This is a genomic window from Pseudomonas sp. K5002, from assembly GCF_013386655.1.
Taxonomy (GTDB): Bacteria; Pseudomonadota; Gammaproteobacteria; order Pseudomonadales; family Pseudomonadaceae; genus Aquipseudomonas.
The window spans coordinates 1-25,513 of sequence record NZ_JACARK010000076.1 but is presented as its reverse complement, the minus strand read 5'-3'; the positions used below and the strand labels follow the sequence as shown (position 1 = coordinate 25,513).

At 56.0% G+C, this 25,513-nt stretch carries 29 protein-coding genes, 2 tRNA genes and 4 pseudogenes; 18 read left to right on the top strand and 17 right to left on the bottom strand.

Features of this window, described 5'->3' with window-relative positions; all coding sequences use genetic code 11:
* The 8 genes from HX846_RS04845 to xerC form a co-directional block, all read left to right on the top strand.
* Positions 1–247, top strand: a 247-nt coding sequence (locus HX846_RS04845) for a DUF4406 domain-containing protein (protein WP_178965054.1), incomplete at its 5' end; no start/stop codon positions are given.
* A 68-nt stretch (positions 248–315) separates the two neighbouring features.
* Positions 316–1,005: a hypothetical protein gene (locus HX846_RS04840; RefSeq protein WP_178965053.1), complete on the top strand. Its 690-nt coding sequence runs from the start codon at positions 316–318 to the stop codon at positions 1,003–1,005.
* Between the two features lie 79 nt (positions 1,006–1,084).
* Entirely contained in the window at positions 1,085–1,414 is a 330-nt protein-coding gene (locus tag HX846_RS04835; protein ID WP_178965052.1) for a hypothetical protein, read from the top strand.
* Positions 1,411–1,659 (top strand): hypothetical protein, encoded by a 249-nt coding sequence (locus HX846_RS04830; RefSeq protein ID WP_178965051.1) that lies wholly within the window; start codon positions 1,411–1,413, stop codon positions 1,657–1,659. The genes HX846_RS04835 and HX846_RS04830 overlap by 4 nt, the downstream gene beginning before the upstream one ends.
* Positions 1,660–2,082: 423 nt before the next feature.
* Positions 2,083–2,937 (top strand): DNA adenine methylase, encoded by an 855-nt coding sequence (locus tag HX846_RS04825; protein ID WP_177070475.1) that lies wholly within the window; start codon positions 2,083–2,085, stop codon positions 2,935–2,937.
* A gap of 42 nt (positions 2,938–2,979) precedes the next feature.
* Complete coding sequence (locus HX846_RS04820) at positions 2,980–3,201, top strand: hypothetical protein (protein ID WP_177021936.1); 222 nt, start codon at positions 2,980–2,982, stop codon at positions 3,199–3,201.
* Positions 3,202–3,203: 2 nt separating this feature from the next.
* The gene (locus HX846_RS04815) at positions 3,204–3,413 is read left to right on the top strand and encodes a DUF4224 domain-containing protein (protein WP_177021937.1); all 210 of its coding nucleotides are present in this window, start codon (positions 3,204–3,206) and stop codon (positions 3,411–3,413) included.
* Complete coding sequence (gene xerC, locus HX846_RS04810; protein ID WP_102368912.1) at positions 3,414–4,445, top strand: tyrosine recombinase XerC; 1,032 nt, start codon at positions 3,414–3,416, stop codon at positions 4,443–4,445.
* 80 nt (positions 4,446–4,525) lie between these two features.
* Here xerC and HX846_RS04805 read toward each other — a convergent pair.
* Together HX846_RS04805 and HX846_RS04800 are read right to left on the bottom strand one after the other, a co-directional pair.
* Positions 4,526–4,612: transfer RNA gene (locus HX846_RS04805), tRNA-Leu, on the bottom strand.
* An 822-nt stretch (positions 4,613–5,434) separates the two neighbouring features.
* Complete coding sequence (locus HX846_RS04800; RefSeq protein ID WP_087693934.1) at positions 5,435–6,043, bottom strand: LysE family translocator; 609 nt, start codon at positions 6,041–6,043, stop codon at positions 5,435–5,437.
* 216 nt (positions 6,044–6,259) lie between these two features.
* Here HX846_RS04800 and HX846_RS04795 point away from each other — a divergent pair, with 216 nt between their 5' ends.
* Genes HX846_RS04795 through HX846_RS04785 form a run of 3 tightly spaced genes read left to right on the top strand, consistent with a single transcriptional unit; the run spans position 6,260 to position 9,964 of the window.
* Complete coding sequence (locus HX846_RS04795; RefSeq protein WP_134326489.1) at positions 6,260–7,399, top strand: merozoite surface protein 3b; 1,140 nt, start codon at positions 6,260–6,262, stop codon at positions 7,397–7,399.
* The gene (locus HX846_RS04790; protein ID WP_177035499.1) at positions 7,399–8,586 is read left to right on the top strand and encodes a DUF6384 family protein; all 1,188 of its coding nucleotides are present in this window, start codon (positions 7,399–7,401) and stop codon (positions 8,584–8,586) included. The genes HX846_RS04795 and HX846_RS04790 overlap by 1 nt, the downstream gene beginning before the upstream one ends.
* A gap of 4 nt (positions 8,587–8,590) precedes the next feature.
* The gene (locus HX846_RS04785; protein ID WP_177008545.1) at positions 8,591–9,964 is read left to right on the top strand and encodes a hypothetical protein; all 1,374 of its coding nucleotides are present in this window, start codon (positions 8,591–8,593) and stop codon (positions 9,962–9,964) included.
* A gap of 34 nt (positions 9,965–9,998) precedes the next feature.
* Here HX846_RS04785 and HX846_RS04780 read toward each other — a convergent pair whose 3' ends face one another.
* Positions 9,999–10,322 carry a helix-turn-helix domain-containing protein gene (locus HX846_RS04780; protein ID WP_003207700.1) on the bottom strand — a complete coding sequence of 108 codons (324 nt, stop codon included), beginning with the start codon at positions 10,320–10,322 and terminating at the stop codon, positions 9,999–10,001.
* 80 nt (positions 10,323–10,402) lie between these two features.
* Positions 10,403–10,920, bottom strand: a pseudogene (locus HX846_RS04775) (DUF1993 family protein).
* 145 nt (positions 10,921–11,065) lie between these two features.
* Here HX846_RS04775 and HX846_RS04770 point away from each other — a divergent pair.
* From HX846_RS04770 to HX846_RS04760, 3 genes are all read left to right on the top strand, one after another.
* A complete protein-coding gene (locus tag HX846_RS04770; protein ID WP_177021942.1) occupies positions 11,066–12,022 on the top strand; it encodes a glycoside hydrolase family 6 protein in 957 nt (318 codons plus the stop codon).
* Positions 12,023–12,028: 6 nt separating this feature from the next.
* On the top strand, positions 12,029–12,349 hold the full coding sequence (locus tag HX846_RS04765; RefSeq protein WP_178965050.1) for a hypothetical protein: 321 nt from the start codon (positions 12,029–12,031) through the stop codon (positions 12,347–12,349).
* 239 nt (positions 12,350–12,588) lie between these two features.
* Positions 12,589–12,969, top strand: coding sequence for a DUF1090 family protein (locus HX846_RS04760; protein ID WP_003207691.1), 381 nt, complete (start codon positions 12,589–12,591; stop codon positions 12,967–12,969).
* A 167-nt stretch (positions 12,970–13,136) separates the two neighbouring features.
* Here HX846_RS04760 and HX846_RS04755 read toward each other — a convergent pair whose 3' ends face one another.
* The 3 genes from HX846_RS04755 to HX846_RS04745 all read right to left on the bottom strand — a co-directional run bounded on the left by HX846_RS04755 (position 13,137) and on the right by HX846_RS04745 (position 15,809).
* Complete coding sequence (locus HX846_RS04755) at positions 13,137–13,724, bottom strand: hypothetical protein (protein ID WP_177020016.1); 588 nt, start codon at positions 13,722–13,724, stop codon at positions 13,137–13,139.
* A 328-nt stretch (positions 13,725–14,052) separates the two neighbouring features.
* Positions 14,053–14,589: a spore coat protein U domain-containing protein gene (locus tag HX846_RS04750; RefSeq protein WP_032899364.1), complete on the bottom strand. Its 537-nt coding sequence runs from the start codon at positions 14,587–14,589 to the stop codon at positions 14,053–14,055.
* A gap of 263 nt (positions 14,590–14,852) precedes the next feature.
* On the bottom strand, positions 14,853–15,809 hold the full coding sequence (locus HX846_RS04745) for a GlxA family transcriptional regulator (RefSeq protein WP_218168931.1): 957 nt from the start codon (positions 15,807–15,809) through the stop codon (positions 14,853–14,855).
* Positions 15,810–15,982: 173 nt separating this feature from the next.
* Here HX846_RS04745 and HX846_RS04740 point away from each other — a divergent pair, with 173 nt between their 5' ends.
* The 3 genes and pseudogenes from HX846_RS04740 to HX846_RS39455 all read left to right on the top strand — a co-directional run.
* On the top strand, positions 15,983–16,915 hold the full coding sequence (locus tag HX846_RS04740; protein WP_256739768.1) for an alpha/beta fold hydrolase: 933 nt from the start codon (positions 15,983–15,985) through the stop codon (positions 16,913–16,915).
* A gap of 121 nt (positions 16,916–17,036) precedes the next feature.
* Positions 17,037–17,375, top strand: a complete 339-nt coding sequence (locus tag HX846_RS04735; RefSeq protein ID WP_008435088.1) for a hypothetical protein — start codon at positions 17,037–17,039, stop codon at positions 17,373–17,375.
* 28 nt (positions 17,376–17,403) lie between these two features.
* Positions 17,404–17,544: pseudogene (locus HX846_RS39455) on the top strand (DUF159 family protein); the annotation flags it as partial.
* Between the two features lie 25 nt (positions 17,545–17,569).
* Here the strand turns inward: HX846_RS39455 and HX846_RS04730 are convergent.
* The 8 genes and pseudogenes from HX846_RS04730 to HX846_RS04695 form a co-directional block, all read right to left on the bottom strand.
* On the bottom strand, positions 17,570–17,752 hold the full coding sequence (locus HX846_RS04730; RefSeq protein WP_023658797.1) for a hypothetical protein: 183 nt from the start codon (positions 17,750–17,752) through the stop codon (positions 17,570–17,572).
* Positions 17,749–18,900 carry a PepSY domain-containing protein gene (locus HX846_RS04725; protein ID WP_178965049.1) on the bottom strand — a complete coding sequence of 384 codons (1,152 nt, stop codon included), beginning with the start codon at positions 18,898–18,900 and terminating at the stop codon, positions 17,749–17,751. Before HX846_RS04725 ends, HX846_RS04730 begins: the two co-directional genes overlap by 4 nt.
* Before the next feature lie 41 nt (positions 18,901–18,941).
* Positions 18,942–19,232, bottom strand: a pseudogene (locus HX846_RS04720) (lysis protein); the annotation flags it as partial.
* Positions 19,229–19,761, bottom strand: a pseudogene (locus HX846_RS04715) (glycoside hydrolase family 19 protein). The pseudogenes HX846_RS04720 and HX846_RS04715, both read right to left, overlap by 4 nt.
* A gap of 105 nt (positions 19,762–19,866) precedes the next feature.
* On the bottom strand, positions 19,867–20,571 hold the full coding sequence (locus HX846_RS04710; protein ID WP_087693945.1) for a bifunctional 2-polyprenyl-6-hydroxyphenol methylase/3-demethylubiquinol 3-O-methyltransferase UbiG: 705 nt from the start codon (positions 20,569–20,571) through the stop codon (positions 19,867–19,869).
* Positions 20,572–20,587: 16 nt separating this feature from the next.
* Positions 20,588–21,877: a hypothetical protein gene (locus HX846_RS04705; RefSeq protein ID WP_143495460.1), complete on the bottom strand. Its 1,290-nt coding sequence runs from the start codon at positions 21,875–21,877 to the stop codon at positions 20,588–20,590.
* Between the two features lie 614 nt (positions 21,878–22,491).
* Positions 22,492–22,914, bottom strand: a complete 423-nt coding sequence (locus HX846_RS39450; RefSeq protein WP_256739767.1) for a phage tail protein — start codon at positions 22,912–22,914, stop codon at positions 22,492–22,494.
* A 14-nt stretch (positions 22,915–22,928) separates the two neighbouring features.
* Complete coding sequence (locus HX846_RS04695) at positions 22,929–23,510, bottom strand: hypothetical protein (RefSeq protein WP_178965048.1); 582 nt, start codon at positions 23,508–23,510, stop codon at positions 22,929–22,931.
* Positions 23,511–23,626: 116 nt separating this feature from the next.
* On the opposite strand from HX846_RS04695, the gene HX846_RS04690 reads away from it, so the two are divergent.
* Complete coding sequence (locus HX846_RS04690) at positions 23,627–24,148, top strand: tyrosine-type recombinase/integrase (protein WP_372241966.1); 522 nt, start codon at positions 23,627–23,629, stop codon at positions 24,146–24,148.
* 155 nt (positions 24,149–24,303) lie between these two features.
* On the opposite strand, the gene HX846_RS04685 is transcribed toward HX846_RS04690, so the two are convergent.
* Together HX846_RS04685 and HX846_RS04680 are read right to left on the bottom strand one after the other, a co-directional pair.
* Positions 24,304–24,377 (bottom strand) — tRNA-Cys (locus tag HX846_RS04685).
* A 214-nt stretch (positions 24,378–24,591) separates the two neighbouring features.
* A partial coding sequence (locus HX846_RS04680; protein WP_178965046.1) for a penicillin acylase family protein occupies positions 24,592–25,513 on the bottom strand: 922 nt, incomplete at its 5' end.

The window sequence follows — 25,513 nt, the reverse complement described above, 5'->3', positions numbered from 1 at the left end:
CGCCGGCGGGCACACCGTCACCAACCCCGCCGAGATCAACCCCGACGGCGGAACCTGGAACGACTGCATGCGCCGCGACATTGCCGCCCTGATGGACTGCGACACCGTGGCCACCCTGCCCGGCTGGGAGCATTCAAAGGGTGCCCGCTTGGAAGTCCTGATCGCCGAACGCCTCGGCATGACTATTGTGAATGCTCATGACCTGGTAACGAGGGTTGATGCAAGAGCAACCCAGCCCCGCAGCTAGTGGATTGCACTTTCCTCCGTTGAATGCTGTAGTTACTTTGCATGCAAGCCTAAGGAGCGCAGGACGCAATGAATATCGATGAGATGAAAACCCCTCGAACATGGAAAAATGCCGAGATGCCGGGCGCCTATGCACTTGCAACCCGTGTCGGCGAAACAGTAATTAACGCAGGCGACAATTTGAGTTTTGAACAATACATAACGGGCTATGGAGAAATATCAAACTGCAAGATTCAATGCTATATCTCATCGGATTTATTTGACCGTGATAGTTCATCCGTACACCACACCCCATACATAGAAACCCAGGAGAACGGGTCAATAACAATAAAATGGGGAAGGGAAACAGGATACGTAGACAACGCGGGTTACAACTGCATATGCATGGGTGTAAAAACTGCCAACTGGAAAGATCCTACATTATTTTTTGATGCTAACGAGCCCGGACTGTTAATTACCGAATTGAAAAGTGGGAAGGCTCCCTTCGAGTACAATTTAAAAACGAGCAAAACCATCAGACCCGGCTCACATTACATAGATTTCTATTTGACGTACTTTAACGGCCAAGAGTGGAAGACCTCCAAAGAGCGCTTGGATTTTAGAGTCAATAATACATTTGAAAAAAACAGCACCACACTCTCTTTGCTTGCTGCTCTTGCTTTACTGGTGACCATTGCTCATGACGGTATAGCTCCCGCCATAGAGACCTTTCACGAAATTGGAAAATTCGTTAGCCAGCAACACCACTCCCCGAAATAGTCACCACCCATGGCGCACCTCGAGTGCGCTTAACCCCTCCCCCTTCAAAGTCAGCCGCTATAGCGGCAAGGACGAAGTCATGCCTGAAGAAAATGGAAAGCACTGGAACGGCGAAGGATTGCCGCCTGTTGGAGCAACCAGCGAAGCATTCAGCGCTCGGACAGCGACGTTTCGGCAATGCACAGTTCTGGCCCACCGCAACGGAATGGCTGTAGTTAGCTTCCTCGATCAGGAGGAATTGCAGTGGGCCACAGAGTTTCGATCGCCCAAGCAGATCGCGGCAGATGAGCGCCGCGCAGAAATCAAGCATATTCAAGCAGCTAGCGTCGTGAATTGCGGCCCCTACATCACTGAAAGCGCAGCCGCAGCAATCTACGACGCCGGGTACCGCAAAGAGGGGGCTCCATGATCGCCACCTTGGTTCGCCTACGTCTTCATCTACAAGGGGCCGAGGCCATGAAGTTGATCTTCTGGATCAATCGCAGGCTTCCATTCTCGTGGCTGCCAATCGCACGCATCACTCCCGGCAAAGAGACCTGCACCTTGCGCAAGGATGGCTGGGTGATCATCTCAGACGGTAAAAGCACGGACGCCCTTCCTATCACGTTCTGCGCACCAGCAATCATTGAAGCGTTCAACGCCGAGTTCGCCTAACCCCAATCCCCCTACATGCCCGCAGGTGAGCGGCGGCCGGGATCACGGAAGCTGACTATCAACCCAGCGCTCTGCCGCTGTCATTGCTTCGTCCAATGCGGCTGGGTAATCGGCCCACGGCCCTGAAAGCTCAGCAGCGACTTCACCCATTCCGTGTATGTCCACGGGCTCGATGATTGTCGCGGATGTAGGCACCGGGTCGTTCGGCCTTTTCCAGACGAACTTGAGGAATACCGTGTGACCTCGGTACTCATGAGCGATCGGCACATCTAGGTTGTGTGACACGCGTCCTCCCACAGTCGCAACGACTTGAACACCTGTTGTACACCCATCCAAAGGGTCGAGATACCCGAGCAAAAAGCCATCACTCCATTCCCCTAGATGCCTGCCGGTGAGCGGCGGGCGCACGCCTGGAAAATATTTATGACCATCACCGCCCCGGTCATCCGGTACCACGGCGCCAAGTTCCGGCTTGCGCCGTGGGTGTTGCAACACTTCCCACCGCACACCTGCTACGTAGAGTCGTTCGGCGGCGCCGCTGGCGTGCTGATGCAAAAGCCGCGGTCGTATGCCGAGGTGTACAACGACCTCGATGGCGACATCGTGAATCTGTTCAGGGTTTTGCAAGATCAGGACTCGCGATCGGGACTGGTCGAGCGCCTGGTATTCACGCCCTATTCCCGCGAAGAGTTCGAACTGTCCTGGGAGTCGAGCGCCGAACCAATCGAGCGTGCAAGACGAACAATCATCAGGGCGCAAATGGGCTTCGGCTCCGCCGGTGCCACCAAGGGCGTCACCGGCTTTCGCATCGATACAAAACGCCAGTACGGCACCGCGCAATCACTTTGGGCAACTTATCCAGAGCAGCTCGCCGAGGTTGGCCAGAGGCTGAGCGGCGTCCTAATCGAAAACCGCCCCGCGATCGAAGTGATCAAGGCGCATGACGGGCCGCAGACATTGCACTACGTCGACCCGCCCTATGTGCATGACACCAGGTACAAGGGCGCGTCGAGCGGACGGTACTACAGACACGAGATGGATGACGCCGCACATCGAGATCTACTCGGCGTTTTGCTCGAGCTAGAAGGAATGGTCGTGCTATCGGGTTACCCGAGTGACCTGTACGCGGAGCTGCTACCCGGCTGGGCCAGCTACAGCACATCCGCCCGCATCAGCGCAGGGCGCGGCACCGCCAACCGAACCGAATGCATCTGGCTTAACCCCGCCTGTGTCGATCGCGTAAGCCAGATCGGCCTGGACCTCTGCGAAAGAGCATAACCCTAACCCACCTTCTGCCGCCCAGCGCGGCAAGGACACCACATGTTCGCAATGAAACTCACCCTGATCCTGCTGGGCGCTTTGCTGTACCTGGTCGGCAGCGGCTGCTGGTTCTTTTGGCTCGGCCCACGCCTTCTGGCCGACGGCGAAACGGCCGACATCCTCTACGCCTTCGCCGGCACCTGCGGCTGGATGCTGATCACCTTCAGCCTGGTCATTCACATCATCAAGACAGCCCGGCCCACGGCGGCCGGTGGGAGGTAGTTATGGACGGTATTCACTTCCTGTCGCATGAAGAGGTTTGCACGCTTACCGGCGCGAAAACGAAAGCAGGCCAGGTGCAAGTTCTCAAAAGAAACGGCATTCGCCACACCATCAAACGCAGCGGGTGGCCTTGCGTCATCGCATCTGCACTCACTGGCGAGGCTGCCGGCGTGATGGAAAAACCGAAATGGCAACCGCGGCTGGTGGGGTAGATGGGACGAAAACCAACCCGGCCTGGGAGCATTCCCCGGCTACGCGAAAGGAAGCGTGGCGACACGACGTATTACCTTTACGACACAGGCGGGACGCCACGCAAAGAAATACCATTGGGCAAGGACTACGGGCTGGCAATTTTGGAATATGCAAAGCTCGAAAAAAGCCGTGTATCCCAGGCCATGGCGCAGGATGTACTGACTTTCGCCTATGTCGCTGAAAAATACATGCTGGAAGTTGTTCCAACTAAAGCGCCGGCGACGCAGAAAGACAACGCCAGAGAGCTGAAGCAGCTACTTGCCTTTTTCAATGACCCACCAGCCCCGCTGGAAGCTATTGAGCCCCAGCACGTTGCTCAGTACTTGAGACATCGAGGAAAGACTGCTCCTGTGCGTGCAAATCGCGAGAAAGCGTTGCTCAGCTCGATCTGGAACTTCGCCAGGACCAGCGGCTACACGTCCTTGGCCAATCCCTGCGCCGGTGTTAAAGGCAATAAGGAAAGCGGACGTGACATCTACGTCGAAGATGAAATGCTCGCGATGGTGTATTTGCACGCAGACCAGCCGCTGAAAGACGCGCTAGATCTGTTCTACCTGACAGGCCAGCGTATCGCTGACACCCTAAAAATGGATGAGCGCGATATCAGGGAGGATCGCCTTGCTGTGCAGCAGGGAAAAACCAAGGCCAAGCGACGAATTGAAATCGTTGGGGAGTTGAAGGTTGTGATCGACCGAATACTGGCCAGGAAAGACAGCCATAAAATCCGGTCCAGTAAACTCATCGTAATGGACAACGGGCAGCCCATGACCAGCAGTATGTTACGGGGGAGATTTGATGCTGCGAGAGAAGCTGCCGGCGTAAAAAAGGCAGACTTTCAGATGCGGGACCTGCGCGCAAAGGCTGGTACCGATAAGGCGGAATCAAGCGGAGATATTCTGCAAGCCAGAGATCAGCTTGGGCACACAACCGTGGTGATGACAGAGAACTACATCCGCAAACGTATCGGCAAAAAAGTTACGCCGACGAAGTGAATTGCGGAAAGGAGAAGAATATTGCGGAAAAACACAAAGAGCCAGCCAGGTCCTAAAACCCCGCAAACCCTTGAATATTATGGTGCCCGAAGCCGGAATCGAACCGGCACGCCCTTACGAGCGGGGGATTTTAAGTCCCATGCGTCTACCAGTTTCGCCATTCGGGCGGTAGCGCTATGCAGCAGGCCAAGCAGCGTTAAAAGCCCTTGAGCGTTGCAGCAGGCTAGGGAATATATAGATCCAGCCCCCTCGATGCAAGGTCGGGTGCGGGCTTTTTCAAACAATCAAGCGGCGCCCTGGCAAACAAAAAAGCTCGCCAGATCAGTCATCTACAGATTTTGCAGGCGGGAGTGGGCAATGGCGATACCGACCGCTTCACCAGGTGCCGCACCCGTGCCCCACCTGCATCAGGAAAAATAAGTCATTACCGCAATAACCACTGAAACCCAAACCAGGGTCATCAAAAACGACAGCGCAGCCAATGTCTTGCCCATTTGCCTACTCGCCCCGATGAAATCACTTCAAGGAACCCTCCCAGCGCCGCTTGAGAATAGCCACGCACGACGCAGTTCGCCTTCAACCTCCCACGAAAATCGTGGATACGATACTCCACGCAAAAGGTTAGTTCCTTCACCAGCCTCGCCCACAAGGCACTGAGCCGCTGTTTATTCCCTGATACCCCAAAATGATCATCCCCGGCTTTCCTGCTCCTGCGGCGCCCCGGCCCATCTGATACGCTTTTTTCTTCTGCATCTGCCCCTGTATCGAAAACCGCCCTGCCCTGACAATACACCCACTCCCGACACGCCCGTGGAGCCCGGCAGGAACCGTCCTGCCGGCCCGTTCATTTCGGAGGCCTTATGGCTAAGATGGCATTTTTCCTGTTCGGTTTTCTTGCGCTGACCATCGCAATTGGTCTGCTGGCCACCATCTCACCGGTCTAGGATCCATGGCCTGCTGACGCAACCCGCTGGAGGTCAGAGGGCGTGTCAGCCGGCAAAAAACATCGGATACAACGACAGCACCAACAGCGCCGCCATCGACCAGTTGAACACCCGCAACCAGCGTGGCTCGCGCAGTACATTGCGCAAGCCGCTGCCACAGCCGGCCCATACGCAAACGCTGGGCAGGTTTACCAAGGCAAACACCGCAGCAATCAACAGCACGTTGGTGACATAACCCTCGGCAGGCGTGTAGGTGGTGATCGCGCCCAGCGCCATGACCCAGGCCTTGGGGTTGACCCACTGGAAGGCCGCCGCGCCAAGAAACGTCATGGGTTTGCGCTTGTCATCGGTGTCATCGGACATCGCACTGGAGGTTGCAATCTTCCAGGCGAGGTACAGCAAATACGCCGCCCCCACATAACGCAATACGGTGTAGGCCCACGGTAGCGCCTTGAACACTTCTCCCAGGCCCAGGCCCACTGCGATCACCAACAACATGAAGCCAATGCTGATGCCCAGTGCATGGGGGATCGAGCGAATAAAACCGAAGTTCACCCCGGACGCCAGCAACATGGTGTTATTGGGACCAGGGGTGATTGAGGACACAAAGGCGAACAGCGCGAAAGCTGAAAGCAGGCTTGAAGACATGAGCATGGCGCGACATCCGAACGAGTACTGTGGCCGTGACAGTAGAACGTTGCGCCAGCCTGCGCCCCGTACAGCTAGCGGTAGATACGGTCATACACTTCGTCAGGCCTGCCAACAGGCGCCCTCCAACCAAACTGCCATTGGTTTGCCTTCATTGATCGGTATACTTGCGCCCTTCTCTGCACTGCACACTGTGCTGAACACATCCTGAAAGGACACTCGATGAGCAACTACCTCGACCGCGCGCTGACGGGCCTGCGGACCCTGGGCATCAATCTTCTGCAGCCGGTTCCAGATGCACCGGTACTGGTATTGCTGGACCGCGTGGCCCAGTACGACACCGCCAAAGTCACCGCTATCGCTGCCGTGCTGCAACAGTCGACCACCTTCAACAGCGTGGTTCGCGAGCAGATTGCCGGCATGGATATCTCCACACGCTTCATGGACATCACCCAGAGCTTCACCTCAATCCGCGAAGACGCGGCCGCCATGGCCGGCTGGATGGATGACGGGCGCCTGGATACGCTGGAGAAGCTCAAGCTGAGCTGGATGAACCTGCGTCGTGGCTCGATCCCCAGCCGCTTCAGCGAGATCCGTGAAAACTACCTGCAGGTGTGCAAGTCGGCCAATGACCAGATCTCCCGGGAAACGGTGATTCTGGAAGCCTACCTGGATTTTCGCATGGCCATGAAAGCGGCCGAGGTCGATGCCCAACAAGTGCTCGCCCTGGCCGGCCAGGTCCTGGAGCAGCGTACCCAGGCCTTGAACGAGGCCAACGCCCAAGTCACGGCTGCCGAAACCCTGGCGCCGGCCGAACGCGCGGCCTTGGAATTGCGCCGTGACGAAGCCGTACGCGCGCTGCAGGACGAAGACAAGCGCTACCAGATCGTCAAGGACATCGCCGATGACCTGAAGGTCGGCTACAACACGGCCGAAATGGTCTTCGCCCGGATCAACCAGGTGCATGTGATCAAGGAGCGCCAGTACCAGCGCATGGTCTCGTTCTTCTCTACCAACGAAGTGGTGTTGACCGGCCTCGCGGTGTCGTTCACCAGCAACAGTGGACTGGCCGAAGCCACCAACACGCTGAACGCCACCACCGAGGGCATCAGCAAGGGTCTTGAAGCCCTGGGCAGCACCGGCAACACCCAATTGGAAGCAGCGGTCAAGGCCAGCTATGGCTCCACCATCAAGGTCGACTCGGTGCGCGCCCTGGCCGACGCCACCCTGAGTTTCCAGACGGACATGCACGGCCTGACGGAAACCTACCGCGCTGAATCCAGCAACGCGTCCCGTGACATCGCCGAAGCCGTCGAAGAGGCCAAACGCAAGTTCGCCGCATTGCTGACCAAGGCCGCTTGATGAGCGACATTCTTCTCTCCGAGCAACTCGGCGCGATGGCGCTGGTGGATCAACTGCGCCACCAGCAGATGGCGGTGGAAAAGGACTTGAGCCTGCCCCAACGCCGCGCAGAAGTGGCGGCGCGCATCCGCGAGTATTACCAGAACAACGGCATTCAATTTACCGAAGCGCAGATCGATCAGGGCGTGCGCGAATTCTTTTCCAAACGCCTGGTGTTCGAGGCCCCGGAACTGAGTGCGCTTGACCGCTTCTGGAGCAAAGTATTGCTCAGGCGGCATCGCGGCATACTCGTCATCCAGCTCATTGCGGTCACCTTGCTGGTGGTGCAATGCAGCCGGGTGATGGTCGCCAGACACGAGATCCAAGAGGCTCAAAGAGCGGCCATCGCCGTCGAGACGAACGCGGCACAAAAACAATCAGACATCGCCCACCTGAAGGCTCGCCTGAGCGCCGTGCAGCAGGACCCGGCCTATATTGAGGGCGGCGACCTGTTCAGTGCCCTGCCCCGCCTGAATACCAAGGCCGAACATGCCCTGGCCATGGTCGATACCTCCGGGGTCGATTACGCCAGTGAGCAGATCGGCGTACTGGAGGCGTTTTTAGCCAAGGTCAAGGCAGTCCAGCCGATGACCGACCAGCTCAACGAGTTGACCCGCAAAGTCGCCGACATTCACCTGCCCGCCGCCGACAGTAAAGCGACGCGGGGCATGCAGGCCGAATTGGTCATGATCAAAGACCTCATCGGGAAATTCGAAATCGAAAAAGCCGGCGGCCAACTCAGGGCCCTGCGTGCCAACACCGAACTGATCCCCAAGGAGGTGACCATTCGGGTTGTCGACCGGCCCGGCACGCCGTCCGGTGTCGAGCGCTGCTACGACAAGGCGCTGTGTAATTCCAATCCTGGTTCGACCCAGGGCAAGAGCTGGTATTTGGTTGTCGAAGCCGTCGACCTGTCGGACAGGCCGGTTCTACTGCCCACCGTCAGCAGTGAGACCGGCACCGGCGCGTGGGCCAGCCAGTTCGCTGTGCGGGTACCGCAGGCCGAATACCTGAAGGTCAAGGCCGACAAACTCGACGACGGCCACCTGACCAACCGTGTGATCGGCCGCAAGCCGGCCGGCAGGATGGAAGTCACCTACTTGAGCCAACGGACCACCGACCCGCTCGAAACGATATTGGAGTGGTGAAGACATGACGCCTGACACCCTGATCGGCATCACCGAACGTAACTCCCGCAACGCCGAGCTGAGGATTCGCACGGCCGAGCAACACCTGTCTGAACTGCTCGGCGAGCAACTGGCGCTGGAGCAGGACATTACCCAGCGCCTGGGTAAAATCGCGGCCCTGCACCTGGACCAGGGCAACACGCAGAACGAGCAAGTCGCCGCCGCCCTGAACCTGCGCCAACAGTCCCAGGACCTGCTCCACCAGCAACTGCGCGACGCTGAGCAGACCGTGGCCCAGGCGCTGGCGGGCAAGGAAAAACTGCAAGCGCGAGCCGACACCCTCGACCAGCAAGCCCGGCAATCCCTGGAACAAAACCCCGACTACGCCCGCCAGGTCGAGCAACTGGACCTGGCCCAGGCCGCCCACCGAGAACACGTCAGCGGTTATGAAGACTTGCGCCAGGAGTGCGCACTGAAGCGTCCGACCTTTGATACCAACCTGGTCTACGTCTACCTGCGCGGACACGCCTTCGGCACCGACCAATACCGGCGCAACCGCCTGAACCGCTGGATGGACAACTGGCTGGCGACTAAGGTGAACTACCTCGCCAACCGCAAGAACGAGCTGAGCCTGATCGCCCTTGGTGAGCGAAACGAGGCCTTGCAGGCCGAGCGCATCGCCCTGATCAGCACCTTGAGTGCCAGCGTCGATGCGCAACTGGCTCAGGCACGTGACCAGTTGGGACAGGCCTCAATTCAACCCGAGCTCGACACCCTGCAACGCGTAGTCGACAACGCCAAGCGCCAGGCCAATGCCATCCAGGAAAAACTCGGCAGCTACTCACGCAACGAAGACCCGCAGTACCAGCGCGCACGCCAGTTGCTCACTGACCAGTTGAAAACCCGCAGCATCGGCGAATTGATCGACCTGGCCAGCCACACCCCGGACGACGCCGACGACCTGATCGTCGAGCAACTGCAAACCCTGAACCTGCGCTTGAAAGCGGTGGTACAGCAACTGGCGGATACCCAGGAAGAGGCCGTGGTACACCAGAACAGCTACCAGCGTGCCAAAGACCTGGAGCGCAAAGTTCGCAACGATGCGTTTACCGGCCGCGATGTTTATTTTGACCTGTCGACTGACTTCGAGCGTCTGGTAGAGAGCTACATGACCCAGGGTGCAACCCTTGGCCAGGTTGTGGATGTGCTTAGCCGGGGCCTTAAAATCGTGCGCCGCAGTCAGGTAGCGGCAGGGGCGACGCGAGGCTATGTCAGCGCATCGATCAGCCCTGTCGTCCTTGGCGTCGCCACCGTCGAAAGCAGCAATAACAACACGGCCAGCTTTTCGACGTCAGGCAGTACAGGCGGCGGCAGCTTCAGGACGACCGACAGCTTCTAGCCTGGCGCGAAGCAAATCCGGGACTTCCTCGTTGCTAGCTGTCAGACAACGAGGAAGTGATCTGCGCAATCGCATCCTGATCCAGCCCGTCCAGCGTGCGGTAGTGGTTGATGATCAACGTCTCCTTGTCACTCAGGGTGGCCTGGTTGATAACCGCCCTTTCCCCCGTCAACACGTAAAGCACGTCCACGCCTTTATGCCGGATGGCAATCAGGTAATCGGACTTGGGCGCCCGCGCGCCACTTTCGTAGTGCACCTGAGCATTCGCACCCACACCGCCAATCGCACCAAACTCCTGTTGGGAGAGCCCCAGGATCTTGCGTTCCTCTTTCAGGCGGATGCCGAGTTTATCGTCCATGGCGGGTACCTCAATAAACGTGTTTAACACCCACCATACGCTTATGCGCAGGGGCGGGGTCCATTCATTCGGGTGGCTACCTATTGCGTGCGCACGAAGGCGAACATATGCGGCACGTAATCGGCCTTGCCGAGCGGCACACCGTTATGGCGAAGGATGTTATAGACGGTCATCAGGTGAAAATAGAACTGTGGAATGGCCCAATTGACCGCGTATTCGTAGGCTGTCATGTCGAAAATAGTACCGTCGGGAAGTTCTATCGAGATAGCGCGCTCGCTGCTGTCGATGAGTTCGCGATCTGCCGAGGCAAGGGCTTGCAGGGTTTGCTCGATCAACCCACGCGCCTCGCTCAGGGTTGCGGGTGTGCTCAGAACCGGCAGCGGTTGATGGGTGAGACGCTGGACCGATTCCTGGGCCTGGGTGCACACAAACCGGATTTGCGTTGCGAGGGTGTGCATGTCGGGCGCCAGCCGCGCGCTCAGCAGGTTTCGCGGGTCATAGCCCAACTCGCCGGCATGCGCCTCGCCTTGGACAAAAGCCCCTTGAGCGAGCGCAACATCTGCGCAAAGCAAGGGACGGTGATTACATAGGTCGACATCGTTCTTCCTTGACTGGATGCTGAGCGTGGGAGCATGCCATGGGCACTGTCTGCGCGGCTAGCCGGCAAGCTTCATGCAGCTTCACGTGACGTCAGCGGCGAGCCGACTTACCTTGGCCACCCGCCCCTCTTACTGGTGTAGAGCGTGCTAAAGATCGCCACCCTTGCCGCCGGCTTTATCTGCTTGTCGATGCTGCCTGCTGCCCAGGCGAGTGATGGGTTCTACGTCAACCCGCAGTCCACCGCCGCACAGTGGGTCCAGCAGCACCCCGATACGCCTGCCACTGCAAGCATCCGCTCAACCATTGCCGAGGTGCCCAGTGCCCTGTGGCTGACCGGCACCAGCCAGGCCATAGGAACGCTGGCCGAGCGCGTCAATCGCTATGTAACCGCTGCCGCCAGCGCTGATAAAACACCGATTTTGGTGGCCTATAACCTGCCCCACCGCGACTGCAGCGGTGGCGCCTCGAAGGGTGGCGCACCGGCAGCGGCGGAGTACCGGGGCTGGATAGACCAACTGATCAAAGGCATTGGAGACCAGCCGGCGCTGGTTATCTTGGAGCCGGACGCACTGGCAGACCTGCAGTGCCTGGACAAAGACAAGCGCGCCGAGCGGCTGGGGCTAATCAATTACGCCGTATCGGGGTTCAACCAGCGCGCACGCCATGTCGATGTTTATCTGGACGCTGGCAATCCAGGCTGGAAATCCCCAGGCGCCATGGCCGATGCGTTGAATGCAGCCGGGGTGAAACAGATTCGGGGGTTTGCCCTGAATATCGCCAACTTCTACACCCTCGCCCAGGTGCGCAGTTATGGTGATGCCATCAATGCCAGGTTGTTAAGCGAATACGCCTATACAAAAGCCGTGGCGGTGGATACCAGCCGCAACGGCAATGGTGCGAATCCTGGAGACTGGTGCAACCCGGTGGGGCGCAGACTGGGCATGCCACCGCAAGTGCTTTCGCCACGGTTGGTTGCCCTATGGATCAAACTCCCGGGCAATTCGGACGGTGCGTCTTCGACGAAAACCGATTGTCATGAAGGCCCGGCGGCAGGCACCTTCAGTGCCGAACTGGCACTTCGCCTGATTGATGGACACTAACGGCGAATGAGCCTTGCATCACCTGGACTCATTGCTCAGGATAGCGCTCTTGAGCTGAACATCGGCAGGGAAGCAGCAGGTTACCGAGGCCGACAACACATGACGCTCCATCAAGATAGCCCGCTGCACATAGAGGTGTGCCAGCGCCAGAAACACCTCTGGTTCTGGCTCCCAATTGGTCTTTTGATGGTTTTCTTGACGATTACCTCGACGATTTTCCTGGGTACAAATCCGCCGGAATGGATGTTTGTCGCACTCAACTCTGGCTGGGCAATCGTCGCGCTGACACTGCTGGTGAAGCTATCGGGTGTTTGTTGCGCCAAGTGAAGCACCCAGGCGTTTCAGCTTGCATCGCGCATCACTCGGGCTCGTGCCCTCACCTTGATACGTCGTCAATGCCAGACAAACAACGTGAAACAACTCACATTTATGGAGTTTCACGGTTGAAGGTCAAAATTTGACCAAATATATTTCGCCCCACCCGAGCGCTCACCTCTATACGGATATTGTTCTGCGCCTGCTCGGGCCCCCGGAGATGCGCAGGCAATAAAACATTGAGGTTTGCCATGCGTCTTTCCAAACTCGCCCCAGCCGCCGCCCTGTTCAGCCTGTTCACTTTGCCCGCCCACGCCGCCGACCTGTCTGCCCTCACCGGTGCCCTGTCATCTGCCTTGGGGGGTGCCGGCAACAGCAACAACACCGTCAACGCCAACAGTGCCTCCTGCCAGCAACAGATCCGCGACCTGCAGACCAATATCAATGCGGCCAATGCCAAGGGCGATACGTTGCGCGCGACCGCGTTCCAGGCAGCACTGACACAAACCAACAAGAGCTGCAGCAACAGTACCTACAACACTCAGGCACAAGTGGACACTAACCCTCAACGCCAGCAAAACGTGAACAAGGCTGCGGATGCGATCAACGCAATTGGCGGTTTGTTCAAGTAAGTCGGGCTGCCCTGCGAAAAGGCCCGCGATTGCGGTTTTTTCGCCCATCGTACTTACCGGCAGACAATAAAAAACCCCGTAGACGTTAATCTACGGGGTTTTCTGGTGTGGAGGATTGTCGTCCCCCTTCACCTTAGCCAATGGCCGCCGACAGCTGCCATGTTCGCTTATTTCTTGGCCCAGTTGAGGATGTACTTACCGTAAGCACCTTCAAACCCATCGACGGCAATCGAATAGGTTTCACCCTTCTTGGCTGAAAAAGTCACAGCACTGGTTACATCATTTTCCGACTGGTTATTGTTCGTGCCGGCCACCGGCATCGAATTCAGGCTCGTGCTTTTATAAACGGCAAGCACGGTGTCGAATTTTGAGCCTGTGGTATCAAATGTGAAGCTTGCGTCTTCTGGGGACGTCCATTTGCACCAGACCGAATGGTAAGGCTTGGCAAAAGGAATATGTCCAGACTCACCAGCCTGGCTGGTGGCTAGTGTAGTGTCGCCGGCAACTGTACCTTTAACACCCTCGATAACCGTGGCTTGCGAGAAATCATCTGCGCAGCTCAGCGAGCTGCTTGTGCCGTTGAGGCCCTGATAGATCAGCGTGCCGGCTCCGAGCACGACAACAGCAATGGCTATTGGGAAAATAATGCGTGGTACGGCCATGACTCTTCCTTTTGAGGCGTATAGTTTCTGAACTGCTGCCATAGCAAGCGCAGCTTTAAATGGAAAAATGAATATCGGCTGATTAACGCCCATGAAATCATGCCATGGACGTTAAAAATGGCACATCAAGCTATAAATCTCAGGAAACAAGGGGATTTTCTCTCGACCAGCCTGCCCGCCAGAGGCCCCTCGGTCACGAGGGGTGGCGATATTAACATGATGCATGCACCTGATCATCCAACTCCTGTCATCCCGTAGATGTCTTTAGGGGTGTGAATGCGATACAGGTAGAGATCAATTTAAAAATCAATAAATCTATGCCGTCTCCCGCTCAAAAATGGAAGACGGAGTTCAAAATGGAACAGCAAATAAATTATTTCCCTTGGCATCCGAAGATTGCCGCAAGCGATATACCTCATATTCAAAACGTCAGCGTGACCGCAATCGTGTCGGTATAAGTGCCGGCCGGCAAACCCACCTTGCCTGGGGATTTACCGTAAATATTCACGGTTTGCGCAACCCCGGTGCTGGCCGCCAGATTGATAGTGCCGTTGTTGGCAAGAATTTGCGTGTGGGCGGCGTCGGTGTAGATGTCATAGGGCGCAAAGTGGCCGGCACCGTCTGCCAGGGCACGCGTTCCACCGGTGGATTTGCCATCATTGGCGCCGGACGTGATGGTCAATACCGGCGAAGTACCCGCCGAGCATTGAATAGACAAAGGCGCCCCGCCGCCGCCCAGCACTTGCCCATCAGCCTCTGTATACAGGGTGTTGGCGGTACCAAAGTTCAACGCACCGAAATTCAAGCCTGTGGTGCCTCCTACGCCGTTGACCAGGCAACTGTTGATCAATATCAGCGACGCACTGATTTGACCGGTGACGGTGGTCGCGGCCTGCGAGCCGGACACCCAGGCCAGTGTCGTCAACGCCAGTAAGACTCTTGAGATAAGTCCATTCATGAAGCTCTCCTTATGACTTGCCAACCCAGCGCGCCGATTCAGGTCCCTGAGGTGGACCCTTGACACTTGTACAAGGATGGCCGATGCGTAGAAGGTTAGTCAGTCAGGAGGAAACTGCCAGCCCGAGGCCAAATCGCTTTCACTTGCAGGCGGTTGCCTGGAGAGCTTTTCGGCCTTGTACCCGCAGGAGTCACTGGCCAGTTTTCGCTCCGTCGCTGCACGTCAGCGAACGGGTATCGGAACCGGAAATTACAGGTAGCTCCCTATCGATGATAAGCCTTCCGGTAGGTTGTGGGGCTCACGCCCACGATCGAGAAAAAGTGCTGGCGTAACGACAGGCTTGTACCAAACCCGCAAGCGTCAGCGATCGACTCGACGCTGTGGTCGGTTGTTTCAAGTTGCAGTTGGACGGCCTTGATTCGCTCATTCGTGAGCCACTTGCCAAACGTCGAGCCGGTCAGTTGCTTGAAGTGCCGGGTGAAACTGCGTCGACTCATCGCCAGCCTCGTCGCCACCTGATCGATTGACAACGGTTGTCCCAGGTTTGCCCGAAGCCAGTCCAGCAACTGGCCGAGACGCTGGTCGCTTGCGCCTTGAGGAACAGGCTGGCTGATGAACTGGGCCTGGCCTCCGTCGCGATGGGGGGAAACCAGCAGTTGACGCGCCAACGCGTTGGCAACCCCCCGCCCATAGATCCGCCTGACGATATGAATACAGCAATCGAGCCCTGCGGCCACGCCTGCAGAGGTCAGGATTTGCTGCGCCTCGACATAGAGCACTTTGGGGTCCACTTCAATGCGTGGGAAATCTCGCGCCAGATGCGCCGCCCACGCCCAGTGCGTGGTTGCCCGCTTGTCGCACAGCAGGCCCGCATGGGCAAGCACGAACGCCCCCAGGCACAGGCCGACCACCAGCGCGCCCCGTTCATGGGCTGCCTGAAGCGTTTCGAGGAGTGCGCACGGCGGCCTTTCGGTGACGTCCCGCCAGCTGGGAATGATGACGATGTCAGCTCCTGCAACCTGGTCCAAACCATGGTCACAGTGGATCGCGAAACCGGCGTTGGTAACCAGCGCCCCCTCTTCGCCCGCGCAGACCACCAATTCAAACCAGGGCGAATCCCCCACTCGGCGATCTTTACCAAATACGAGGCACGGCACAGAAAGGTGAAAGGGGCTGATGCCGTTAAAAGCGATGACTGCAACTTTCACACTTTTTTTCATAGGGCGGGCCTGATCGAGATTGGCCCGATTCTAATGAAAAATGGTCATTGGGCCAATGGTGTGAGTTCCCGGATGCGTTCACTCTGATCGCAGCTGCATTTCACCGGGAAATGCGCAAATCAGAGCTCAGGGCCTCAATGAACATCGCCACCTTTTGCACGCTGGGAGCACTTATGACCACTCTTTCGATGACCGCACCGGCACACGCCAGCGAACCGGTGCCGTCCGTCCCCTATACCACCGAGTCCACTGGCTATCATTGGTCCAGTGTGGACGGCGTGAGGGTTTTCTATCGCGAGGCCGGCCCCAGGGACGCGCCGACCCTGGTGCTGCTCCATGGCTACCCTTCGTCCTCGCGCATGTGGGACTCGCTGATCCCGCTGCTTGCTGACCGGTATCACGTGATCGCACCCGACTACCCCGGGTTCGGCAGAAGCGACGCGCCCTCGGCCGCGACCTACACCTACACGTTTGACCATCTGGCCGACACCATGAGCAAGCTGCTCACGCAATTGCAAATCCATGAATACACCCTGTGTATGCAGGACTACGGCGGCCCGGTAGGCTTTCGGATGATCCTCAACGCGCCGCAAAAACTGCACGGCATCATCATCCAGAACGCCAATGCCTATGACGAAGGCCTGGGTGCCAAGTGGGCGAACATCGCCAAGTACTGGAAGGCTCCCGCCGAACATCCCGAACAAGTCGATGGGTTCACGGGGTACGAGGGCACGAAGCAGCGCCATCTGGGCACCAGCCCTCATCCCGAGCGTTACAACCCTGATGCCTGGGAGGACGAGTTTGCCGCCTTATCCCGTCCGGGCCAGCGGGCGATACAGTCGGCGTTGTTGCTGGACTACCAGAACAACGTAGCCTCTTACCCAAAATGGCAGCAATGGTTGAAAGACAACCAACCGCCGATGTTGGTCATGTGGGGAAAATACGACCCGTCGTTCATTGTGCCGGGGGCGATGCGCTACAAGGATGATGTGCCGGGGGCCGAGGTTCATATTCTGGACGCGGGGCATTTCGCGCTCGATGAAAAAACCGAGCAGATCGCCAGCCTGACGCGTCAGTTCATGGCGCGTATCACCGCCGGTAAATAGTAAAGAGTGGGAGGCCCGCGCCCGACTGATCGTCGGGTAACCCTGCAGTTCGTCGCCTCAAGCATTCCACTTCACTCAATCTCGAATACTGTATACACATACAGCGCTCGAAATACCTCCTATGAATATCGACGAAGACACCTGCGGGTGGCTTGGCATCCCCACGCCTCTCGAAATGCACAAACAACACGCCCGGCTGCTCGAGAACGAGATCCAGGAACTGAACCTGCAACTGCGCAAGGCCCGGGCGGATATCTTCGGCCTGGTCGCGATGCTGACAGAAGCACAGGCAAAGAACGAAGAGTTTGCCGGATACCTCAGGCTGCGCGGTGCCGAAGCTGCAGCGATGAGGAAGCAGATCGCCAACCTCACCACTTCAGATCGACTCAGCACGCGCGAGGCCGAGAGGCTGCGCAGTGTGCTGAACGAACTGATGTCTCACCCGAAAACCATTGTCTAAGCTCAGGTTTCAGGTTGAGGGCTTGGCCATGTGCGGAAGACTTTCCCAGTACAGCGGCATTCACGACTTCGTCGCGGCGCTGAGCATGCCCAATGCCCTGGCGAACTCCGTGGGTGAGTTGCCGCTGGGAGAAAATCGACCTGCAACCGAGTGGAAGCTGACGCTGTTGATGACGGCGCGGAGGATCGCGCCAATCATCGTTTGGCTGAACGCAAACGCAGCCAAACCACCCCGACCAGCCCCAACGGCACCCCCAGGCTGAGCCATGAAAGCAGGTCATAGACGCCGTCACCGATCAGCGCCGAGAGCAATCCGAACAGGCTTAGAACAAAGAGCAACAGCGGCCAGCGAAAGATCATCCACAGTCCGCGCCTCATGATCGGCCCCCCATTTCCGGCCCGCTGGCATGCAATTCATCCAAGCGTTTTTGCAACGGTCCCTTGCGACGGCTCAGCCACAGGTAGAGCCCACTGCCGAGGATGACGATGCTGATGAGATCGAGCAGCGTCCAGATGATCTTCAGCGGCACACCACCGTAATCACCAAAATGCAGCGGCTGCGAAACCAGCAAGGTTTTCACGTACAACGGCATCTCACGCATGTCGGTCAGCTCGCCGGTACTCGCATCCACCAGGGCCGGCTTGAGCAATCGCGCAGTGAGCGGCGTGGTGCCGCGCATGAACACTGCGTAATGGTGCTGGCTGCTGAACTGAGTACCGGGAAAGGCGATGAAGCTGGGCTCCATGCCTGGCGCCGCCTTACGCGCGGTATCCAGCGCTTTTTGCAACGACCCGAGGCGCTCCAGCGGCGGCGCATCCTTGTAGGGCGCGGTCATCTGCGCCAACTGGTCACTCTGCCAAAAGTCGAAAATGGGCAATGCCAGCGTATTGATCACGCCTGTCAGCCCCACCACCAACACCCAGGCGAGGGTGACGATGCCGAGCACGTTATGCAGGTCCAGCCACTTCAAGCGTGAACTGCGCCCGTTGCGCACAGTGGCGAAGTCCAGCTTGCGCATGAACGGTGTGTACACCACCACGCCGGACACCAGCGCCGCGACCAACAGCAGCCCCATGAATCCTAGGAACAGATAACCGGGCAACCCCATGAATAAATCGGTATGCAGGCGCAACATCAGGTTCATGAACCCTTCGTCTGGCGGCACCGCAGGAAATAACTCGCCAGTGCGTGTATCGAACGACTGCGAATGCCCCTCGATCGGTGGCGGCATAATGCTCGTTGCCGTGTACACCGTACCGAGCGGACTTTCGGGATCGAAACCGACAAAACGCACGACCTCCCCCGGCTGCGCCACCAATGCACTGGCAATGACGGTGTCGTAGTCGATTGGTGGTGTATCGGCGGTCAGCGGGCGCAGGGGCGGCGGCGGCTCGAAGTAGTGCTCAATCTCTTCATGAAAGATCAGTGGCAGCCCCGTCAGGCACAGCAACAACAGGAAAACGGTAGTGATCAGGCTGGTCCATTTGTGGACCAGAAACCAGATACGCAAGGTGCGTGCAGTCATGCTCGGTGGTTTTCCTTAAAGCGCCAGGGGCGCCGTAGCTGGCGGTCACGCAGCAAAGCCTGATTGCGCTGAGCATCGGATAATTCCTTGGTGTGTTGTTGGTTGGAGGCGGCCAGTTGCTGCTCGATGGCCAGGCGCTTGTCCTGCTCGGCGCGGGCCTCGGCGCTAGCGGCATTGCCGATCGCGTCAAGGTCCGTCTGGAATTGCCCCGCCTGCTTTGCCAGCTTCCCGTCAAACCGCCAGTCCTGCACCTTCCAGGCAGCGCCGACGCTAACGGCCATGGCCAGCAGGATCAGCGACGCCAAGCCTGCCAGCTTCTGCATGGTCGTCATGCCAGCACCTCCAGCGCTTTGTCATACAGCGCCTGGCGATCTTCCAGTCCATTGATTCCGCCATTGATGCGGCGAGTGATCTTCACGAAGTCGCCCTGACCCGCCAGGGTATTAAGCCCCGCGTCGACCAGAACCACGCCGCCGACATCGTGGCGTATTGCGGCTGCTCGAGCAGTTCGGGCTGATTGATCAGGTCCAAGCCCAGGGCATCGTCACACGACTTGTAGTTGGCCCGCCCGGTGATCTGGATCAGGCCTCGGCCACGGTACTTAAAGCCATCACCATTCACCGTATTACCCAAATCGGTGCGCCGTTCGTAGCCTGCCTGCTGCGCTGTGGGGCCCCACAACTCTTTCAGCCAGCGGAACGGCCCCGACTCATGCCCGACCTGGGCGATGAACGCAGCAATGCGCAGTCGAGTGACGATTCCGTACTTGGCCATGGCCGAATTCAGCACAGGAACAAAAACGCCGGCTTGGCGGCCGGAGCTCGAGAGGATCTGCAGCAATTGCTGCGCCGTAATCGGCATGCTTTTCTCAAGGCGAAAAAAAGCCCGCTCATTGGCGGGCTTGTATTTGGTGGCAATCAATTATTGAATATCCAGCTGAGTGAGATCAAATCCATGTTATGTATATCAATCCAAGGCAAGAACAACTGTTAAATTCGGAGAGAATGTCACGTCTACTCTTTGAAGATATAAAAAACCAAAGAATCTATCAAAGATCCATCTTATGGGTCTCGCGAATAAATTGTAAATCGCGTATTTAGCAGGAGATCCAAATATTGGCATTGATGGAGCACCGCAGTATCTAACACTAAGACCAACAGAATCTGCAAAATATCTAATTTTCCCGCTACCGATAGTTGTCTTATGCGTAACATCTCCGTGCTGATGAATTCGGCCAAGAGGACTATCGCCATTTGGGAACCTAGCCAATATTGCACCGCCAGGATTTAGCTTGTTTTTTACCTCGGCTAAAAAACCAGGAATTTCAACCTGATCGATATGCTCTAATACATCGAAGATTGCGACAACATCAAATCTTTTACCGCTTGGAATATCGGACAAACTAGAATATGACTCATACCCCATAGATGAAGCCATGCCCACAAGCTCATCATTTAACTCGACCCCTACAGTTTCAAGTCCGGAATCAACAGCGAATGACATGAACTCTCCATTTCCAAACCCAATCTCTAGAACGCTTTCAATATTTGAAACGCCCGTCCTCTTAAGTTCAGAATTAAAAAAGGATCTGTGCCACTTGCTATGCGAACCAAAGGAATCACAATCCCAGCCCTTCCAGGAGAGATAATTTTCTTTATTTTCACCTACCATAATTCCCTCTCGCTTTTTATTCTATAGAAGAAGTCAAATCATCTTGATGCGCTTCTTGCTGGGTATGAAATCTATCTACCTCTCTTGACTTCCTTCCGAAAAGTATAACTATTACTGAGAAATACAATAACGAATACAGATAAAAGCCACCGGCAGAATTTATTGTAGAGGCAACAAGTACTGACAAATAGAAAACAACAAACTCCCTATTAACCATTCTTGCCCTAAGCATTCCAAGAACGACAAGCGAGAGAAATACTAAAACTCCGATTATTCCATAGAACAAAAACATCGAAATCCACAAGGAGTTCTCTCTAACCTCCCCAACCAAAGCCGGCATAAAAATAGATGATGAATTAAGCCCAAATCCAAGAAGTATACCGCCATACTGCCTTGCAAGGTCCATCGACATAAATGTAGATGTAAGTCTTTGATTTGTAAATAAGTCTTGTAACTGATCACGAAGACCGCTATCGAAAATAACTTGAACTCCGCACGAAACCCTGCCAGTAGTTCTTTCGAACCCATTAAGGCTTACAACAAGATTCGCGCAATCCATCATGAATAGCGTCGACATAGAAACAACAGCAACAACAAATATAAATATCTTAGCTGACGTACTTTTTATCCCGTACAAACAGGAGTACAAAAAAATCGCCAATAAAGTTGTCAGGATAGAAATAGGAGAGAATGTAATGCTTAGAGCGATCAGAGAAAGTGCAATATCAATCTTTGATTTTCTTAACCACCCAACAATCATTAATACCGCAGCAATCGGAGCAAATGAGGACGGCTCGGACAAGAATGCTTGCGGTCTAATCAAGTGCTCTGCAAAATATGTATTTAGAAGAAGTGAGACACCTGCTGTATAAAAAACAAACAGAGAGGCGACCGCAATTACCACAGAAAACCTTGAGAGAAAAATAAATACATCACAAAACTTATAAAGATCATCCCTGGCAATAGTCAGCGCATAAATACAAACAAAAAACAAATAAACCCAAAGCCTTATAGCGGCATAAAGATATTCAGCCCCATCCCCTGGCAATCCGGACCAGGGTATTACAAAATTAGCGTAGTAGGCAATTTGCAAGAAAAGAAGAAAAAAAGATGAAAACAATACAAAAATTAGCGCCCTTCTCCTAACCGGATATCTAACTATGGCATAAATAGAAACTGCGATTTGCAAAACACCCAGATTAAACGATATGTATTCATTTTCACTTCCATATTGAAACCTATAGAAAAAATATCCAGATAAAAACAACACAAACTCAAATGTTCTAGATCTTAGCGTGATGATCAAAAAACTCTCCTTGTGAATTCGTGCATCCTTAGCTGTCAGATTATCTCCGGCGCCATTAATATATTGGTACGAGTTACACCCTCCCAAAAATCAAAAAACAGGAACATAAAATACGAAAGCTATGCACTTTAGCTATAAGAACCTGCAGCAACAGGTTTATTCTAGACCAGATCGCCGCACCCGGTATTTCTTGATGCGAAGGAAGCATACGCCAAAACAAGCGCTCCGGTACTTATCGGCACCGGCTGGCTTGCTGGACGGCGGGATAAACCAGTCTGGGGCGTTAGGACGCTTTATGTTGTCCGGGAACGGTGCGCTCTCTGGCCAATCACGCAGCGCCTGGGCCTGGAGCGCCTTGCCGTCAGATATGTGGTAGAGCCCGCTTCCACCTGGTCGGGGTGCCGGTCCACCGCACCATCACTCAATGGAAGCCCGCCATCTCGCCAGTTACGCTCAATGGCGGCCGCCTGACATTCTGAAAAGATCAACTTGGTGCAACAGGCCACTTAATCGTGGCCGGGAAGCCTGCCTGCTGATAAACGCCGGCTTGGCGCCCGGCGTTCGGGAGGATCAGCAGTAGCTGCTGCTCTGTAATTTGCATAACGAAAAGCCTCTTACTCGCTGAGTTGCTCAATCAACCAGGTGGGCGCGACGGGGCGACCGGTACTGTCAGGAAAAATTGGCGTCTCTGGCCAACTGCGCAACCCCTGCCGGCAACCCTGAAGCGCCCTGTATTGCTCCATCGTTAACGTGGTTTCTTCGCCGCTCTCCACCTCATCTCGGTGCCGATTGATAATTCCGTCAGTAACCAGTCGCCAAGCACGCTCGATAGACGCGAGGTGCTCTACCGTAGGCGGCGGAGCGTCCACGAGAAAAGGAAGTCCATTTTCATCATGAGCACGAACTTTCCCTAGTGCGGGATTCCCAATTACTGACAAAACCAACTCATCGGATATTTCTATTGCATCATTGGGAATATCTTTATTCACACCCGCTAGATAAAGATTCCCGGTGGACTTGCTATATAGTCTTGACATGCACCCATCCTAAATTACCAGCCAATTACAAACCAAGACACGTTATACCCGCCCGACGAATACGTTGTAATCTGATTCAAATTTACAGTTTTGATAATGCCTTGCGGTCCGACAGACGCATTAGCAAAGGTCCCCCCTATAGCTTTCATTACACCATTAGGGAAGGCCATAAATAGACTCGTAATTTTGGTGTCAGAGCCAGTGTGAGCAGTCTCACCCCATTGAAAAATGAGCCCTCCCATCCAAACCGGGAGTACGATATAACCATTGGCCGCTCCCAACAAAGAGAACCCTAGCCTTAACTTCGCCACGGTAACTGCGTCTGAATTGTTAGTTAACCCAACCATCACATCATTGGTCGCAACTTTAATAATACCTGCGACCCTCTCTGTTGCGCCTACAATCAGTGCTGCCAACCGAACACCCAGAGTTTGCGGCGTAACGGCTGTAGAGTTGTCGATGCCCGCGTTCACTTGAGCCTGCGTAGACAGTTTCAGTACCCCAGCCACAGCAGTCGTTGCCGAAACCCAAAGGGCATCTAGTCTATTCTTGAGCGTCAGAGGGGTCACAGCAGAGTTATTGTCAAGACCACCCATGATCTCCGCGCCCGTCGATATTCTGATGAATCCAGCGACAGCCGTGGTTGTTCTGACCGGCGCCCGGCGCCCGATCGTGGGCCGAGTGTTATGCCGGCGATACCGTGTGAAACGCCGTGTATACCGAGGCAGCCCAAGAACTAAAGGACGCCATGGACCTGGCCTACCTGAGTGGCCAACGCCCCGCCGACGTGCTCAAGGTGGCCACCACAGATTTGAACAGCGGATTCCTAGGGGTGACACAAGGCAAAACCGATAAGAAGCTTCGACTGCGATTGGAAGACGACGGAGTGCAATCTGGGCTGTGCGCTTTTATCAGCGACCTCCTAGAACGCAGGGCCCTGAACGGTATTAAAACATCGACGTTAATCACCAACGCATCCGGCCTGCGAATGAGCCAGCAGATGCTGCGCAACCGCTGGGATGAAGCCCGCGAAAAAGCAGCCATCAAAGCCGGCGCCGACGGTGACCCTGCATTGGCCGTACTGATCCGCCAGTTCCAGTTCAAGGACATCCGCCCAAAGGCCGCTAGCGAGATCGAGCTTACACATGCCAGCCGCCTGCTCGGCCACAGCACCGAAGAGATGACCAAGCGGGTCTGTCAGCGCGTGGGTGAGATCGTAAAGCCCACGAAATAACGCGTCACAAACTCTCCCCACCAGTTGCGACTCCCCCCCTCAACGCCTCCCAAAGTGCAGGGGGTTGCGAAAACGATTGTAAAAGTTGCGGAAACGTTCTCAAATCGCAGGCAATAAAAAACCCCGTAGATCATTGATCTACGGGGCTTTAAGAGTGGAGGCCGAGGTCGGAATCGAACCGGCGTAGGCGGATTTGCAATCCGCTGCATAACCATTTTGCTACTCGGCCTCAAACGATCAATGCCCTACAACCGACATTCACCGCATACAAACTTGAGTGGGCTATGTGAAGCTTGCCTCTACTCTATCTCATTGAAAACATTGAAGTTTTTAATGCTTCAGTGCGTTCGATGGGCGCAATTATGTACTCATTTGCCAGGGCTTGCAACCCCTTGATTTCAAAAAATATTCTCTCAAGGGGCAGGCATTCCTGGTGGGCTACCCTACCGCCCGGCTTCTTCCTTGTCACGGATAACCTGCAATTGATACTGCGGGTCCGCCTTGATCTGCTGTTCGGTAAACGGCAGCGGGCTGAGTTTTTTCTCGGAAAACGCCTGGGTCTGGTCCTTGAAGTATTTCGACGCGGGGTCGCTGGACAAGGAGAATGCCAGCACACCTTCGGCATTGGGCCCCTTCTCGTCGAACGTCACGATCTGCAGGTAACTGCTGCCGCTGACTACCTCGCGCTTGCCATCGGCCCGAGGCACGCTTTGCATGGCGTTATAAACGCCCAGCTCTTGCGGGCCGCCGTGGATCGGTGTCTGGCCCGAGACCTGAATATCACCCCAGCGGCTGTCCGCCGTCAGCCCGCGCTTGGCCACGTCGGCGGCTGACGCGAGCATCGCTTCATGCAGCGCCTTGGCCACGTTTGCCCGATCGACCGCCAGCCCACGTGGTGTGGTCAGGGGTTGTGCCGGATCGAAACCCACCTTCCACGCGTCCGGCGCTTGCGCCAGTTGCTCCGCCAGGTTGATGAAGTGCACCAGGCCCAGGCCGCTGTCGAGGTTGGCGCGCTGGTCCCAGTTTTTCAGGCTGTCGCACACCGATTTCACGCTGGCATCGGCACCCGCGCAGAACTTCAGCAAGTCCGGCATCACCTGGCTGGCAAGATACACCTGGTTGTCCATGACCATATTCTGCAGGTCGGCGACCTTGATCGGTTGCTTGTCGAGCTCCTGCAAGCGTTGCAAGGCAAAGCGCGCACGCGGGCCCAAGCCGATCTTGTCCTGGCTGATAACGGGCGAGAACCCGGTCAAGGGTGCCTTGGGGTTGACCAGCCAGGCCGAGTCGTTGGAGTGCTGCACGTAGTCGGTGCGCTCCAGTTGCGGCAGTTGCTCGGCGGGGAAGATCCCGGCCTGGGCGGCA